The 15321-nt window shown below is 73.7% G+C and carries 16 protein-coding genes; 5 read left to right on the forward strand and 11 right to left on the reverse strand.

Annotated elements, in window-relative coordinates:
* Positions 1-132: 132 nt before the first annotated feature.
* Positions 133-735: an orotate phosphoribosyltransferase gene (gene pyrE, locus ACI799_RS12610; RefSeq protein WP_456590141.1), complete on the reverse strand. Its 603-nt coding sequence runs from the start codon at positions 733-735 to the stop codon at positions 133-135.
* 55 nt (positions 736-790) lie between these two features.
* Complete coding sequence (locus tag ACI799_RS12615; protein WP_456597829.1) at positions 791-1450, reverse strand: fasciclin domain-containing protein; 660 nt, start codon at positions 1448-1450, stop codon at positions 791-793.
* A gap of 209 nt (positions 1451-1659) precedes the next feature.
* On the opposite strand from ACI799_RS12615, the gene ACI799_RS12620 reads away from it, so the two are divergent.
* On the forward strand, positions 1660-2013 hold the full coding sequence (locus tag ACI799_RS12620) for a hypothetical protein (RefSeq protein ID WP_456613217.1): 354 nt from the start codon (positions 1660-1662) through the stop codon (positions 2011-2013).
* A 13-nt stretch (positions 2014-2026) separates the two neighbouring features.
* Here ACI799_RS12620 and ACI799_RS12625 read toward each other — a convergent pair whose 3' ends face one another.
* Entirely contained in the window at positions 2027-2848 is an 822-nt protein-coding gene (locus ACI799_RS12625) for a hypothetical protein (protein WP_456613218.1), read from the reverse strand.
* A gap of 162 nt (positions 2849-3010) precedes the next feature.
* Complete coding sequence (gene clpB / locus ACI799_RS12630) at positions 3011-5596, reverse strand: ATP-dependent chaperone ClpB (protein ID WP_456590137.1); 2586 nt, start codon at positions 5594-5596, stop codon at positions 3011-3013.
* Between the two features lie 216 nt (positions 5597-5812).
* Between clpB and ACI799_RS12635 the strand changes: the two genes are divergently transcribed.
* Positions 5813-6283 (forward strand): MarR family winged helix-turn-helix transcriptional regulator, encoded by a 471-nt coding sequence (locus ACI799_RS12635; protein ID WP_456590136.1) that lies wholly within the window; start codon positions 5813-5815, stop codon positions 6281-6283.
* A gap of 75 nt (positions 6284-6358) precedes the next feature.
* Positions 6359-6796 carry an OsmC family protein gene (locus tag ACI799_RS12640; protein WP_456590135.1) on the forward strand — a complete coding sequence of 146 codons (438 nt, stop codon included), beginning with the start codon at positions 6359-6361 and terminating at the stop codon, positions 6794-6796.
* A 60-nt stretch (positions 6797-6856) separates the two neighbouring features.
* Here the strand turns inward: ACI799_RS12640 and ACI799_RS12645 are convergent, their stop codons facing one another.
* The 7 genes from ACI799_RS12645 to dnaK all read right to left on the reverse strand — a co-directional run bounded on the left by ACI799_RS12645 (position 6857) and on the right by dnaK (position 14002).
* Positions 6857-8539, reverse strand: a complete 1683-nt coding sequence (locus ACI799_RS12645) for a DHA2 family efflux MFS transporter permease subunit (RefSeq protein ID WP_456613219.1) — start codon at positions 8537-8539, stop codon at positions 6857-6859.
* A 53-nt stretch (positions 8540-8592) separates the two neighbouring features.
* Positions 8593-9075: a MarR family winged helix-turn-helix transcriptional regulator gene (locus tag ACI799_RS12650; RefSeq protein ID WP_456597825.1), complete on the reverse strand. Its 483-nt coding sequence runs from the start codon at positions 9073-9075 to the stop codon at positions 8593-8595.
* 108 nt (positions 9076-9183) lie between these two features.
* Complete coding sequence (locus ACI799_RS12655; RefSeq protein ID WP_456613220.1) at positions 9184-9660, reverse strand: MarR family winged helix-turn-helix transcriptional regulator; 477 nt, start codon at positions 9658-9660, stop codon at positions 9184-9186.
* Positions 9657-10109: a heat shock protein transcriptional repressor HspR gene (locus ACI799_RS12660; RefSeq protein WP_456590131.1), complete on the reverse strand. Its 453-nt coding sequence runs from the start codon at positions 10107-10109 to the stop codon at positions 9657-9659. Before ACI799_RS12660 ends, ACI799_RS12655 begins: the two co-directional genes overlap by 4 nt.
* Positions 10106-11311, reverse strand: a complete 1206-nt coding sequence (dnaJ, locus tag ACI799_RS12665; protein WP_456590130.1) for a molecular chaperone DnaJ — start codon at positions 11309-11311, stop codon at positions 10106-10108. The genes ACI799_RS12660 and dnaJ overlap by 4 nt, the downstream gene beginning before the upstream one ends.
* A gap of 34 nt (positions 11312-11345) precedes the next feature.
* Positions 11346-12131, reverse strand: a complete 786-nt coding sequence (grpE, locus tag ACI799_RS12670) for a nucleotide exchange factor GrpE (protein ID WP_456613221.1) — start codon at positions 12129-12131, stop codon at positions 11346-11348.
* Positions 12128-14002, reverse strand: coding sequence for a molecular chaperone DnaK (gene dnaK / locus ACI799_RS12675; RefSeq protein ID WP_456590128.1), 1875 nt, complete (start codon positions 14000-14002; stop codon positions 12128-12130). The genes grpE and dnaK overlap by 4 nt, the downstream gene beginning before the upstream one ends.
* A 296-nt stretch (positions 14003-14298) precedes the next feature.
* Here dnaK and ACI799_RS12680 point away from each other — a divergent pair, with 296 nt between their 5' ends.
* Both ACI799_RS12680 and ACI799_RS12685 read left to right on the forward strand, forming a co-directional pair.
* Positions 14299-15066: a type IV toxin-antitoxin system AbiEi family antitoxin domain-containing protein gene (locus tag ACI799_RS12680; RefSeq protein ID WP_456613222.1), complete on the forward strand. Its 768-nt coding sequence runs from the start codon at positions 14299-14301 to the stop codon at positions 15064-15066.
* On the forward strand, positions 15063-15302 hold the full coding sequence (locus ACI799_RS12685; protein ID WP_456613223.1) for a hypothetical protein: 240 nt from the start codon (positions 15063-15065) through the stop codon (positions 15300-15302). Before ACI799_RS12680 ends, ACI799_RS12685 begins: the two co-directional genes overlap by 4 nt.
* The last annotated feature ends 19 nt before the right edge of the window (positions 15303-15321 follow it).

Consider the following 15321-nt stretch of genomic DNA (forward strand, 5'->3'; position numbering starts at 1 on the left):
CCCCCCCCCCCCCCCCCCCCCCCCCCCCCCCCCCCCCCCCCCCCCCCCCCCCCCCCCCCCCCCCCCCCCCCCCCCCCCCCCCCCCCCCCCCCCCCCCCCCCCCCCCCCCCCCCCCCCCCCCCCCCGGACGGGCTAGGCGAGGTCGAGGTCGGCGAGGGTGAAGGCGGCCCGGTATTCGAAACCGGCCTCCTCCACCGCCGCGCGCCCACCGCGGTCGACGATCACCGCGATCGCGACCACCTCCGCGCCGGCCTCCTGCAACGCCTGCGCCGCGGTCAGCGGGCTGCCGCCGGTGGTGGAGACGTCCTCGACGACCAGGACGGCGCGGCCGGCGACGTCCGGCCCCTCGATCCGGCGCTGCAGGCCGTGGGCCTTGCCCGCCTTGCGGACGACGCAGGCGTCGAGGAAGCCCTCGCCCGCCGCGGCGGCGTGCAGCATCGCCGTGGCGACCGGGTCGGCGCCGAGGGTGAGCCCGCCGACGACGTCGTAGCGCAGGTCGCCGGTGAGCTGCCGCATCACGCGCCCGACCAGCGGCGCGCCCTCGTGGTGCAGCGTGAGCCGGCGCATGTCGATGTACCAGTCGGCCTCCTGCCCGGAGGAGAGCGTGACCTTCCCGTGCACCACGGCGAGGTCGAGGATCAGCTGCAGCAGCCGGTCGCGGTCGGGCAGCGAGGCCTCGCTCCAGGGGCCCGCGCCGAGGGACGAGGTGTGGGGGGGAACGAGGTCCTTCTCCATGGCACGGACCCTACTGAGCGCCTCGCCCGGCGGAGTCCGGGCGACGCACCGGCCCTCACAGGCCGGCGGGCTGGAGCACCTGGTCGATGATGTAGACGGTCGCGTTCGCCGTCTGCACGTTGCCGCACACCACCGTCGCCTCCTCGCCGACGATGGTCGCCTCGGCGCCGATGGTGAAGTTCTCGCCGGAGCGCTCGATGGTCACCTCGTCGTTGCTCAGCGTGGCGTGCGTGCCGGCCAGCTCGTCCGGGGCCAGGCGGCCCGGGATGAGGTGGTGGGTGAGCACCGCGGTCAACGCCGGGGTGTCGGCGAGCAGCCCGTTCAGCGCGTCCGGGGGGAGGGCTTCGAACGCCGGGTTCGACGGTGCCAGGACGGTGATGTCCTCCGTGGTGTTCAGGGTCTCGACCAGGTTCGCGGCCTGCACGGCCTGCACGAGGGTCGACAGCGCCGGGGTGTTGCCGGCCGCGGTGGCCACCGGATCGGCGCTCATGCCCTCGAAGCTGCCCGGGCCCTCGGCGGGCACCGCTGCGCAGCCCTCGCCGAACGGCCCGTCGAAGGCCGGCGCCGCCGCACTCGTCTCCGGCGCGGAGCTGGTGGTGGCGGGGGTGGTGCCGGCGGTGCTGCCGGCAGGGTCGTCGGAGCCGCAGGCGCTCAGCGTGATCGCCAGGCTGGAGACGGCGATGAGCAGAACGCCGCGGGTCGGGGTGCGCGTCATGGTGGTGATCCTGTCTGTTCCCGTGCGACGGCGGGGTCACGATCGCTCGTGCGCCGGCCGCGGGCGCGGTGCTGCGGCCCGGCCGTCTGCCAGGCTGGACGCGTGCCGCGCGAACCCCGCCCCCGCCCGCCGACGGAGACCCGACCCGGCAGGCACCGCCGTCGGCGAGGGTCGCCATCGCCCTGCTGGCGACCCTCGCCGCCCTGCTCGTGCTCTACGTGACGATCACCTGGCTCGGGCGTGAGGGCGTCGTCGAGGTGCTGACCGAGGGCGGGCTCACCCGGGACGAGGCGCAGCAGTTCCTGCTGGTCAACACCACCGTCCCGCTCGTCCTCGGGGTCGGCTACGGCGTCTCGGCCTGGGCGCTGGCGGGCCGCCACCGGTGGGGCCGGTGGACCGGGCTGGTCGCGACGATCGTGCTGGCGGTGGTGCTGCTGTCCACGATGTTCACCGCGGGTGGCACCACCGTCGTCGCGCTCCTCCTGCTGGTGCTGTCGGTCGCGGCGGCGACCAGCCTGGCGGCGCGCACGACGCGGGACTGGGTGAACGCCGGTCCCGGCTGAGGGCCGCCCCGGCTCAGCCCTGCCCGGTGGCGCGCTGCCACTTGCGGAAGCGGTACCAGTCGTTGGACGGCTTCGCCGCCAGCAGCACGACCCCGGCGGCGGTGAGGGCGAGCTGGAACCACGTGAGCGTGTTGACGAACGGCAGCGGCCCGCTGGCAACGGCGTTGAACGGGCCGGTGAGCAGCGTGAGGCCACCGAGGACCCACAGCACGATCCGCGCCCAGTTGCGGCCCTGCCAGGCGAACCACAGGAACAGCAACTGCAGCGCGAGCATCAGGACCGTGATGCCGATCGTGATCTGGCCGATGATCTCGGCGAACGCCTCGGGGTCGAGGCCCTCGAACTCGGGCCCTTCCAGGTCGGTGCCCGACTCGTCCAGCGTCCAGGCCACGAACTCGTCCCAGTTGAGCAGCGTGGCGACGGCGGCGACGGCGCTGAGCACCAGTGCGGCGAGGAAGGCGCCGATCCCGGCGCGCACCGTGACCGGGCGGTCCAGGGGTGCCGGCGTGCCGGGCCCTCCGCCCGTGGGGGCCGAGGGCGCGGGGGCGTAGCCGTACGGGTTCTGGCCGTACGGGTTCTGGCCGTACGGGTTCTGCGGTCCCTGGCCGTAGGGCGGCTGCCCTCCGTACGGCGGCTGACCTCCGTACGGGGGCTGACCTCCGTACGGGGGCTGACCCCCGTACGGGGGCTGACCCCCGTAGGGCGGCTGGCCGTGGGGCGGCTGGCCGTGGGGCGGCTGGCCCGAGGGCTGACCCCACCCCGGCTGCGGCCGGTCGCCCTGCCCCTCGGGCTGCCCCTGCTGCTGGCCGTGCTGGTCGTCCTGCCCCGCCGTCATCGTGCCTCCGCCTCCCCGGTCCCCGTCGTCGCCGCGATCATCGACGACGACGCGGGCGGGGACCAGCAGGGCACGCGGTCCCACCCGATCGGACGGCGCGCCCGCCGGACCGCAGGGGGCCCGGCGGGCGCGGCGACGGGGGCCAGGCCCGCCCGCGGGCGGTTACGCGCCGCGGGTGACGCGCAGCCCCTCGACGTCACCACCCGGCCAGTCGACGACGACCTCGTCGCCGTCCCGGATCTCCCCGGCCAGCAGCGCCTTGGCCAGCTGGTCGCCGATCGCCGACTGCACCAGCCGGCGCAGCGGCCGGGCCCCGTAGACCGGGTCGAAGCCGTTGAGCGCCAGCCAGTCGCGCGCGGCATCGGTGACCGTCAGGGTCAGCCGGCGGGCGGCCAGCCGGCGGGCCAGGACGCCGACCTGGATGTCGACGATCCCGGTCAGCTCCTCGCTGCCCAGCGCCCGGAACACCACGACGTCGTCGAGGCGGTTGAGGAACTCCGGCTTGAAGTGCGACCGCACGACGCCCAGCACGGCGTCGCGGCGCCGCTCCTCGGGCACCGACTGGTCGGCGATGATCTGCGATCCGAGGTTCGACGTCAGGATCAGGATCGTGTTGCGGAAGTCCACGGTCCGGCCCTGGCCGTCGGTCAGCCGCCCGTCGTCGAGCACCTGCAGCAGGACGTCGAAGACGTCGGGGTGCGCCTTCTCCACCTCGTCGAGCAGGACGACGGTGTACGGACGGCGGCGCACCGCCTCGGTGAGCTGACCGCCGGCCTCGTAGCCGACGTAGCCGGGAGGGGCCCCCACGAGCCGGGCCACCGAGTGCTTCTCGGAGTACTCGCTCATGTCGACGCGGACCATGGCCCGCTCGTCGTCGAACAGGAAGCCCGCCAGCGCCTTCGCCAGCTCGGTCTTGCCGACGCCGGTGGGGCCGAGGAACAGGAACGAGCCGGTCGGCCGGTCGGGGTCTGCGACGCCGGAGCGCGCCCGCCGGACGGCGTCGGAGACCGCCCGCACCGCATCCGGCTGCCCGACGACCCGCCCACCGAGCTCCTCCTCCATGCGCAGCAGCTTCTGGGTCTCGCCCTCCAGCAGCCGGCCGGCGGGGATGCCGGTCCAGGCCTGGACGACCTCGGCGATGTCGTCGGGGCCGACCTCCTCCTTCAGCATGGAGGCCTGCTCCTCGACCGACGCCTCGGCCTCGGTCAGCGCCTTCTCCAGCTGCGGCAGGCGCCCGTAGCGCAGCTCGGCGACCCGGGCGAGCTCACCCTCGCGCTCCGCGCGCTCGGCCTCCAGCCGCAGCCGCTCCAGCTCCTCCTTGATCTGCTGGATGCGGGTGATGGCGCTCTTGTCCTGCTGCCAGCGCGCGGTCAGCTCGGCCAGCTCCTCGCGCTTGTCGGCGAGGTCCTCGCGCAGCGCGGCCAGCCGCTCGAGGGACGACGGGTCGTCCTCCTTGGCCAGCGCCATCTCCTCGATCTCCAGCCGCCGGACGGCGCGCTCGACCTCGTCGACCTCCACCGGCCGGCTGTCGATCTCCATGCGCAGCCGGCTGGCGGCCTCGTCCACCAGGTCGATCGCCTTGTCGGGCAGGAACCGGGACGTGACGTACCGGTCCGACAGCGTGGCGGCGGCGACGATCGCGCCGTCGGTGATGCGCACGCCGTGGTGCACCTCGTAGCGCTCCTTGAGGCCGCGCAGGATGCCGATGGTGTCCTCGACGCTGGGCTCGCCGACGAAGACCTGCTGGAAGCGCCGCTCCAGCGCCGGATCCTTCTCGATGTGCTCGCGGTACTCGTCGAGCGTGGTGGCGCCGACCATGCGGAGCTCGCCGCGGGCGAGCATCGGCTTGATCATGTTGCCGGCGTCCATGGCGCCGTCGCCGGTCGCGCCGGCACCGACGATGGTGTGCAGCTCGTCGATGAAGGTGATGATCTCGCCCTCGGCCTCGGTGATCTCCTGCAGGACGGCCTTCAGCCGCTCCTCGAACTCACCGCGGTACTTCGCGCCGGCGACCATGGACGCCAGGTCCAGCGCCATGAGCCGCTTGCCCTTGAGGCTCTCCGGGACGTCACCGGCGACGATCCGCTGGGCCAGGCCCTCGACGATGGCCGTCTTGCCGACACCCGGCTCGCCGATGAGGACGGGGTTGTTCTTGGTCCGGCGGGAGAGCACCTGCACCACGCGGCGGATCTCGGTGTCGCGGCCGATGACCGGGTCGATCTTGCCGTCACGGGCGCGCTCGGTGAGGTCGACGGCGAACTTCTCGAGCGCCTGGTAGGTGGCCTCGGGGTCGGCGCTGGTCACCTTGCGGTTGCCGCGCACAGTGCGGAAGGCCGCCAGCAGCGCGTCACGGGTGGCACCGGCGCTGGTGAGCACGGCCCCGGCCTCGCCCTCCGAGCCGGCCAGCCCGACCAGCAGGTGCTCCGTGGAGACGTACTCGTCGCCGAGGGCCCCGGCCTGCTCCGACGCGGCGTTGATCACCCGGAGGAACTCGCGCGAGGGTGCGGGCGCGGAGACCGTCGCGCCGCTGACGCTCGGCATGCGGCGCAGCGCGGCGTCGGCCTTGCTGCGCACGTCGGCCGGGTCGGCACCGACCGCGGTCAGCAGTGGACCGGCGATGCCGTCGGCCTGCTCCAGCAGGGCGACCAACAGGTGCAGCGGCTCCAGGGCCGCCTGACCCCGGCCGACGGCGAGACGCTGAGCGCCGGCGACGGCCTCCTGCGAGCGGGTCGTGAGCTTGCTCTCCATGCTCGGACGCACGTCCTTTCGGGTGGCTGGGGGACGCCGTCCGTCCGTGGGCGGCGCCATCGACTCCTGCAACGAACCATGGGTTGAGTCTGTTCCGCTCAACTCTGCCCGTTCGACCGTCCCCGCGGGTCCCCACCGGCCGTTAGGTCGCCCATCCGGGGAGGCGCAAGGGCGGAAGGTCCCGAGTCCGCTGACGCCAGCCCCTAGACTGGCGACATGACCGCCCTGCCAGCCCCGAGCGTCGCACTCGACGATCAGCTGTGCTTCGCGCTGTACGCCGCGTCCCGGGCGGTGACCGCGCGGTACCGCCCCATGCTCGACGCGATCGGTCTGACCTACCCCCAGTACCTGGTGATGCTGCTCCTCTGGGAGTCCGACAACCAGACGGTCGGCCAGCTCGGCTCCCGCCTGGCCCTGGACAGCGGCACGCTGTCGCCGCTGCTCAAGCGCCTGACGGCCGCGGGGCTGGTCACCCGCCACCGGCGGGTCGAGGACGAGCGGTCGGTCTCGATCGCGCTCACCGACGCGGGCCGGGCGCTGCAGGACAAGGCCATGGCCATCTCCGAGGAGATGATCGGCGCGATCGGGTTCGACGCCAGCGAGTTCGACGACCTGAAGGCCCGGCTCCGGTTGCTCACCGACCGGGTCAACGGCGCGGCCGCGGAGCAGGCCGAGTCCGGACGGTAGGGCTCCGCCCGAGCGGGTAGGAGGGCGGCCACGGTGCCGCCCGAGCCAGGGGCGGCCACGGCCCGAAGGGACGACATGCCCACTCGTACCGCCCGCACCGCCTGGAACGGGACCCTCCAGGAGGGCTCGGGACAGGTGGAGCTCTCCAGCTCCAAGATCGGCACCTACGAGGTGTCGTTCCCCAAGCGCACCGCCGACGAGGCAGCCGGTGCCACCAGCCCCGAGGAGCTGATCGCGGCGGCGCACTCCGCCTGCTTCGCCATGGCGCTCTCCAGTGAGATCGGCAAGGCCGGCGGCACCCCGCAGTCGCTCGAGGTCTCGGCCGACGTCACGCTCGGCCAGCAGGACGGAGCCCCGGCGATCACCGGGGTCAAGCTCACCGTGCGCGGCGAGGTCGACGGCCTGGACGCCGCCGGCTTCGACAAGGCCGCGCAGGCGGCCAAGGCCGGCTGCCCGGTGAGCAAGGCGCTGGCCGGTACCGAGATCACGCTGGACGCCTCGCTGGAGGGGTGACCTCCGGCTGAACGGCGACGGCCCGCCTCCCCGAGGGAGACGGGCCGTCGGACGGTCAGGTCAGCGGGTGGCGGCCCCGGATCCGGCGTGCGCCACCTCGTCGGTGCGCTCGCCCCCGGCGTCCCGGCCCTCGATGGCGTCGGTGTCGATGCGCACGGCGTCGGAACGCTCGGCCGCCTGGCGCTCGTCACCGGTCTCGGTGCGCAGCGCCACCTCGCGGATGAACAGCACCGCGAGGACGGCGACGACCGCCACGACGGCGGAGATCAGGAAGACCCGGCCGGTCGCGTCGCCGTAGGAGATGCGGATGAGCTCCTGGATCGGCGCCGGCGCATCCGCGAGATCGGCCAGGCCGATGTCCCCGCCACCTGCCGCGGCGGCCTCGGCCGCACCGGGGATGTCGGCCAGGCCGCCCCGGATCAGGTTCCCGACGTGGTTGCTCAGCACCGCACCGAGCACCGAGACGCCGATCGTGCCGCCGAGGCTGCGGAAGAAGGCGACCGCGGAGCTCGCCGCCCCCAGATCGGTCGCCGCCACGGTGTTCTGCACGGCGAGGACGAGGTTCTGCATGCTCATCCCGATCCCGACGCCGAGCACGAACAGGAAGAAGCTCAGCAGGACCATGTCGGTCTCGTGATCGATCGTCGCGAGCAGCGCGAAGCCGGCGACGACCAGGACCGAACCGGCCGTCAGGTAGGACTTCCACCGGCCGAACCGGGTGATGAGCAGACCGGAGACCGTGGAGGAGATCAGCAGGCCGCCGACCATCGGGATGGTGAGCAGCCCGGCCTCGGTGGGCGAGTACCCGCGGGAGATCTGCAGGTACTGGCCCAGGAACACCGTGGAGCCGAACATCGCCATGCCGACGGCGACGCTGGCGATGATGGCGACCGTGGTGGTGCGGTCCCGGAACAGCCGCAGCGGCACGATCGGCTCCGCGGCCCGCAGCTCGGTCACGAGGAACGCCACCACTGCCAGCGCCGCCCCGCCGAGGAACAGCGCCGTCTCGACCGAGGCCCACGCGAAGCTGCTGCCGGCCAGGGTGACCCAGATGAGCAGGGCCGAGACCGCAGCGGCGAGGAGGGCGGCACCGAGGTAGTCGATCGTCACGGCTCGCTTCGTCACCGGCAGGTGCAGGGTGCGCTGCAGCAGCACCAGCGCGACGGCGGCGAACGGGACGCCGACGTAGAAGCACCAGCGCCAGCCGAGCCAGCTGGTGTCGACCAGCAGGCCGCCCAGCAGCGGACCGCCGACCGTGGCGACCGCCATGACGGCACCCAGCAGCCCGGAGTAGCGACCGCGCTCGCGCGGGCTGATCATCGCGGCCATCGCGATCTGCACCAGCGCCTGCAGGCCGCCGAGGCCCAGGCCCTGCAGGACGCGCCACGCGATGAGCGTGTCCACCGACTGCGCGAGGCCGGCCAGCATCGAGCCGACGATGAAGATGACGATCGACAGCTGGATCAGCAGCTTCTTGCTGAACAGGTCGGCGAGCTTGCCCCAGATCGGCGTGGACGCCGTCGAGGCCAGCAGGGTCGCCGTGATCACCCAGGTGTACTGGTTCTGCGTGCCCCGCAGCTCGGTGATGATCGTCGGCAGCGCGTTGGAGACGACGGTCGAGGACAGGAACGCCACGAACATCGCCAGCAACATGCCGGAGAGGGCCTCCAGCACCTGACGGTGCGTCATCCTCCCCTGCTGCTCGACGGGCGCCTCGGGCGCGGAGGTCTGGACGGTGCTCACGGGACTCCTGGACGGAACTGGCGCAGAACGGGGCGGGAGCGAGGGCCGGGCGGTCATCGGGCCGCCGCCACGGGATCGGTGCGCGGCTGCCCGCCGACGACGTCGATGTCGGCCACCAGCCGATCGAGCAGATCGGCGAGCCGCCGGGCGTCCGCCTCGTCCCAGCCGGCCAGGGCGGTCAGCGCCCACTCCGCACGCAGCGCCCGCGAGGTGGCGAGCGCCCGGGCTCCCTGGTCGGTGAGCCGGAAGAGCGCGGCCCGGCCGTCGCGGGGATCGGGGCGGCGGTGGACGTAGCCTGCCCGCTCCAGGGCGGCCAGCTGCCGGCTGGCGACGGAGCCGTCGACCCCGGCGAGGGCGGCGAGCGCGCTGCAGCGGAGGTCGTCCTGCCGCTCGAGCGGGGCGAGCAGGGGCCAGCCGAACGACGGCAGGTCGCCGTGCAGTTGCACGGCCGCGCGGGAGCTCAGGTGCCGTCCGGCGCGGATCAGTTGGGCGACGCCGGCGGTGAGGCGGTCACGTGTGTCGGGGTGCATGGGCATGGGACGTCCTCAGGACGGAAAACGCTTGTAGACCGCAACCATACGATCATATGGTTGCGGTCTGCAACGAAGCTTCCTGTGTCGTCGGCCACGCCCGGCCCGGGCGGGTCAGCGCTCCGTGGACTCTGCCTCTCGCGCCTCGCCGATCCGGTTCAGTCGCTCGAGGAGGACGGCGAGCGTCGCGACGTCCTCGGCCGGCCAGTCGGCGAGGTCGCTCTCCCAGCGGGCCCGGCGGGCCGTCCGGATGCCGGCCAGCCGCGCGGCCCCCTCGGCGGACGGCCTCAGCACCTGCGCCCGGCCGTCGTCGGGGTCCGCCGCCCGGTCGACCAGTCCCAGCTCCACGAGGCTGGACAACTGGCGGCTGACGGTGCTCTTGTCCAGCCCCAGCCGCGCGACCAGGTCACTGGCCCGCAGCGGCCCGGCGTCCTGCAACAGCGCCAGCAGCCCGTACGCGGCGCCGTCCAGATCGGGGTGCAGCTCGCGCGCCAGCCGGGTCGAGATGGCCCGGGACCGCCGGAGCAGCAGACCGATCTCCCGCTCCAGCGACACGAAGGCCTCGTGGGCGTCGGCGTCCGGCCCGCTCACCGGGCACCTCCCGGGCGCCAGACGACGAGGGCCGAGCTCTGCCGCCGGTGCGGCACCAGATCGGCCCGGTAGGCCGCCGGGATCGCCGCCTCCGCGGCCATCCGCCGGTTCTCGGAGTGCTGCAGCTCCTCGAGCAGCTCGTGCACCCGGGCCTGCAGCGCCTCGACCTGGGACTCCAGCTCGATGATCCGCTTGATGCCGGCCAGGTTGACCCCGTCCTCCTGCGACAGCCGCTGCACCTCGCGCAGCAGTGCGACGTCGCGGGGGCTGTACCGCCGCCCTCCGCCGGAGGTCCGGCCGGGGCTGACCAGCCCCAGCCGGTCGTACTGCCGCAGCGTCTGCGCGTGCATCCCGGCCAGCTGGGCCGCCACGGAGATCACGAACACCGGGGCGTCGTCGGCGACGGCCGGGCCCGCCTCACCGAGCGGGCCACCCGACGGCCTGGTCATCCCTCACCTCCACGCCGCACCGCGGCGGTGATCTGCGGGCGCGGGTCCTCGTCCATCTCCTCGGCCAGGGCCTCGACCGCCTTGCGCTGCGCCGGGGTCAGCCGCGCGGGGACGGCGATCTCGACGGTCACGAGCAGGTCGCCGGTGCGGCCCTTGGTGGGCACCCCCCGTCCGCGGACCCGCAGCGTGCGGCCGCTCGCGGTGCCGGCGGGGACCTTGAGGGACACGGTGCCGTCCAGGGTCGGCACCGTCAGCGTGGTGCCCAGCGCCGCCTCGGCGAAGGTGATCGGCACGGTCAGGGTGAGGTCCTCGCCCTTGCGCCCGAACAGCTGGTGCTCCGCGACGTGGACGACGACGAACAGGTCGCCGGCCGGGCCACCGCGCCGCCCGGGTGCTCCCTTGCCGGGCAGCCGGATCCGCTGACCGTCCTTGACCCCCGCCGGGATCCGCACGGTGATGGTGCGGGTCTGGCTGGTGACCCCGCTCCCGGCGCAGGTGGGGCACGGGTCCTCGACGACCTGGCCGCTGCCGCGGCAGTTGCGGCACGGCTCGGAGAAGGCGAAGGCGCCCTGGCTCCGACTGGTCACACCAGCGCCCTGGCACACCGGGCAGGTGTGCGGGGAGGTGCCGGGGCGGGCGCCGCTGCCGGCGCAGGTCGGGCAGCTGCCCGGGCTCTGCATCCGCAGCGGCACGGTGACGCCGAGCACGGCCTCCTCGAAGGAGAGCGTCGCCTCGGTCTCGACGTCCTGACCCCGCGCGGGCCCGGACGCGGCCTGGCTGCGCGCACGCGCGCCACCGGCCCCACCGAACAGCCCGCCCAGGATGTCGCCCAGGCCACCGGCCCCCCGGGCGCCCGCCCCGGCGCCGGCTGCGCCGAACAGGTCGCCGAGGTCGAAGGGCTGCCCGCCGGGCCCGGCGCCCGGGAAGCCGCCGGGGAACCCGGCACGGGCACCGGCTCCCCCGGCGCCGAACAGGCGTCGCGCGTCGTCGTACTCACCGCGCCGCTTGGGATCGGAGAGCACGTCGTAGGCCTCGGAGACCTCCTTGAACCGCGCCTCGGCCTCGGTGTTGCCCGGGTTCTTGTCCGGGTGCAGCTCCGTGGCCAGCTTGCGGTAGGCCTTCTTGATCGCGGCCGCGTCGGCGTCCTGGGGAACGCCGAGCGCGCCGTAGTAGTCCTTCTCGATGAAGTCACGGGTGCTCATCGGACGCCCCCTCTCGCGCTCGGTCGGACGCCGCTCAGCCGGCGGCCTGGTCGGTGGGCTCGGCGGCCTCCCCGGACTCGGCGGACGCCGCGGACTCGGCGGACGCCGCGGACTCGGCGCGCGCAGGCGCCTCCGGCTCGGTGACGGCGACCATGGCGGTCCGCAGCACCCGCTCGCCCCGGCGGAAGCCCTGCCGCAGCACGGTGGTGGCCGTCGGGACGCTCACCTCGGCGGAGGTCTCGTGCATGACGGCCTCGTGCAGCGACGGGTCGAACTCGTCGCCGGCCTTGCCGAACGCCTCGACCCCGAGGCCGTCGAGCAACCCGAGGATGCGGTCGGCGACCAGCTTGAAGGCGCCGGTGAGGTCGCCGTGGTCACGGGCCCGCTCGATGTCGTCGACGATCGGGAACAGCTGGGTCGCGAACCGCTCCGCGGCCTGGTCGACGACGAGCGACCGGTCACGGTCCACCCGCCGCCGGTAGTTGGCGTACTCGGCGGTGACCCGCTGCAGGTCCTCGGTGCGCTCGGTCAGCTGCTGCGCCAGGTCGCCGTCCGCCGCCGACTGCGGCGCGGCACCCCCCTGCGGCTCGGTCCCCTGCTGCGCCGCCGGGTCCTGCTGCGGCCCCGTGCCCTGCTGCGCGCCCGCGGCCTCATCGGCGGCCGGCATGTCGTGCTCGCTCATCTGCTCCCCTGGGAGGTCGGTACCGGGCCGGACGCCGGCCGGCTGCTCGCCGGCCGGCGTCCGCACTGCGCCAGTGATGGGGTCGATGCGCCGCCTGTCGCGGATCACGACCCGCGGCTGCTCTTCCCTGTCCGTCATCGGCGGTCGGTGTCCTCGTCGACGATCTCGGCGTCGACGACGTCGTCGTCACCCGTGGCCTGGCCACCCGCCGCACCGGCACCCGCCTCGGCACCGGCCTCGGCGCCGGGCGCTCCGCCGGCCGCCTCGGCCTGCTGGGCGTAGAGCGCCCCGCCGACCTCCTGGGACACCCGGGCCACCTTCTCCTGGGCGGACTTGATGGCGTCGATGTCCGAGCCGCCGAGGGCCGAGCGCAGCTCGGTGAGCGCCTCGCCGAGCTCGTCCTTCTTCTCGGCCGGGATCTTGTCGCCGTTCTCGGCCAGGAACTTCTCGGTCTGGTACTGCAGCGACTCGGCGAGGTTGCGGGTCTCGGCCTCCTCGCGGCGGCGCTTGTCCTCCTCGGCGTGCGCCTCGGCGTCCTTCATCATCCGCTCGATGTCCTCCTTGGGGAGGGCCGAGCCGCCGGTGATGGTCATCGACTGCTCCTTGCCGGTGCCCAGGTCCTTGGCGTGGACGTGGACGATGCCGTTGGCGTCGATGTCGAAGGCGACCTCGATCTGCGGGACGCCGCGCGGCGCCGGGGGCAGCCCGGTCAGCTCGAACATGCCGAGCTTCTTGTTGTACATCGCCATCTCGCGCTCGCCCTGGAACACCTGGATCTGCACGGACGGCTGGTTGTCGTCGGCCGTCGTGAAGATCTCCGAGCGCTTGGTCGGGATCGTGGTGTTGCGCTCGATGAGCTTGGTCATGATCCCGCCCTTGGTCTCGATGCCCAGGGACAGCGGGGTGACGTCGAGCAGCAGGACGTCCTTGACCTCGCCGCGGAGGACACCGGCCTGCAGCGCGGCGCCGATGGCCACGACCTCGTCGGGGTTGACGCCCTTGTTGGGCTCCTTGCCGCCGGTCAGCTCGCGCACCAGCTCGGTGACGGCCGGCATGCGGGTCGAGCCACCCACCAGGACCACGTGGTCGATGTCGCCGACGGAGATGCCGGCGTCGCGGATCGCCTGGTTGAACGGCGCCCGGGTGCGGTCGAGCAGGTCCTGGGTCAGCCGCTGGAACTCGGCGCGGGTCATCGTGACGTCCAGGTGCAGCGGGCCCTCGGCGCCGGCGGTGATGTAGGGCAGGTTGACGTTCGTCGACTGCGCGCCCGACAGCTCGATCTTGGCCTTCTCGGCCGCCTCGCGCAGCCGCTGCATGGCCAGCTTGTCCTTGGACAGGTCGATGCCGTTGGAGGCGTTGAACGTCTGCACCAGGTGCTTGACCACGCGCTCGTCCCAGTCGTCACCACCGAGGTGGTTGTCACCGGCGGTGGCCTTCACCTCGATGACGCCGTCGCCGATCTCGAGCAGCGAGACGTCGAAGGTGCCGCCACCGAGGTCGAACACGAGGATCGTCTGCTCGGTCTCGCCCTTGTCCAGGCCGTAGGCCAGCGCGGCCGCGGTCGGCTCGTTGACGATGCGCAGGACGTTGAGCCCGGCGATCTCACCGGCCTCCTTCGTGGCCTGGCGCTGGGCGTCCTCGAAGTAGGCGGGGACGGTGATGACCGCGTCGGTGACCGGCTCGCCCAGGTAGGTCTCGGCGTCGCGCTTGAGCTTCTGCAGGATGCGCGCGGAGATCTCCTGCGGCGTGTACTTCTTGCCGTCGATCTCGTCGGTCTTCCAGTCGGTACCCATGTGGCGCTTGACCGACCGGATGGTGCGGTCGACGTTGGTGACCGCCTGGTTCTTCGCCGACTGCCCGACGAGGACCTCGCCGTTCTTGGCGAAGGCCACGACCGAGGGGGTGGTGCGCGAACCCTCGGAGTTGGCGATGACCGTCGGCTCACCGCCCTCGAGGACGGTGACGACGGAGTTGGTGGTGCCGAGGTCGATACCGACCGCTCGAGCCATGGGAGATGGCCTCTCTTCCGTGTGCTGGGGGTGGTACTGGTCCGTACGAGGAGCCGAGCGCGACCGCATTGCGCGTGGTGCGCTCAACTTTCCTGTCCACCGTAACGGCAAGCTGCGCGGCGGTGTTCCCGGGCCCCGCGTCACACGTTCCCTCGCCGCGTCACCCCGGCCTCGTGGCCGCGCCCTCAGCGGCACGACGCTGGGGTGGCACCCACAAGCCCGTGGCGGTCCGCGCAGTGATCCACAGATCCGCCGCCCACCCACCGCGACCGCCGCGCACGCTCGACACTGCACCGGTGCACCCGCTCCTCCGCGCCGCCGCCGAGCGCCAGCTGGGCCTGTTCACCGCGCGGGACGCCCGCCGCGCCGGCTACGACCACCCCGAGATCCGCCGCCTCCTCTCGTCGGGCACCTGGGTCCGCCTCCGTCGCGGCGTCCACGCCACGGCCGAAGCCGTCCGCTCGGCGACGACAGACGGCACCCGCCACCGGCTGGAGTGCCTCGCCGTCCTGCTGGAGCTCGACCGCCCGACCGTGGCGCTGAGCCACGAGACGGCCGCACACCTCTGGGAGCTGCCGGTCCCGAGGCGCTCCACCGCGGGTCCGATCCGCCTGACCGACCCCGGGCTGTCCCGGCAGGGACGGGTCTACCGCATCACCCAGGCGCCGCTCGGGCCGGACGACGTCACCTCCGAGGGGCCGCTCCGCGTGACCACCACCGCTCGCACCCTGCTCGACGTGGTGCGCCGGTGGCCGCTCGACGATGCGGTGGTCGCACTGGACGCCGCACTGCTCCGGAAACGCATCACTGTGCAGCAGCTCACCCAGGGAGCGGCGGCGCTCCAGGGGTGGCCGGGCGCCCGCCGCGCCGCCCGCGCGGTGGCCCTCGCCGACGGGCGCGCCGAATCGCCGTTGGAGACGCGGGGCCGCCTGCGCGCATCCTCGGGGCGGCATTCCCGGCGCCGGAGCTCCAGGTGGAGATCCGGACGGAGGGGCGCCTCGTCGGCGTGGTCGACGCCTGGTTCGGAGCGGCCGCCGTCGCGGTCGAGTTCGACGGGAAGGTGAAGTACACGGACCCGTGGCGCGGTCGGACACCGGCGCAGGTGCTCTGGGAGGAGAAGCGGCGGGAGGACGAACTCCGGGCGCTGGGCGTCCGCGTGATCCGGGTGGCCGACGAGGACGTCGACCGCGACTGGCCCCGCGTCGAAGCACGGCTGCGCGAACTCCTGGCAGCACCGGCGCCCACGGGACGCCGCTTCACCGCCACCCCCCGTGCGCGAGGTCGGGTGCGCGCGGGCTGAGCAGCCCAAGCCCGTAGCC

The sequence above is a fragment of the Blastococcus sp. SYSU DS0753 genome (assembly GCF_054051175.1).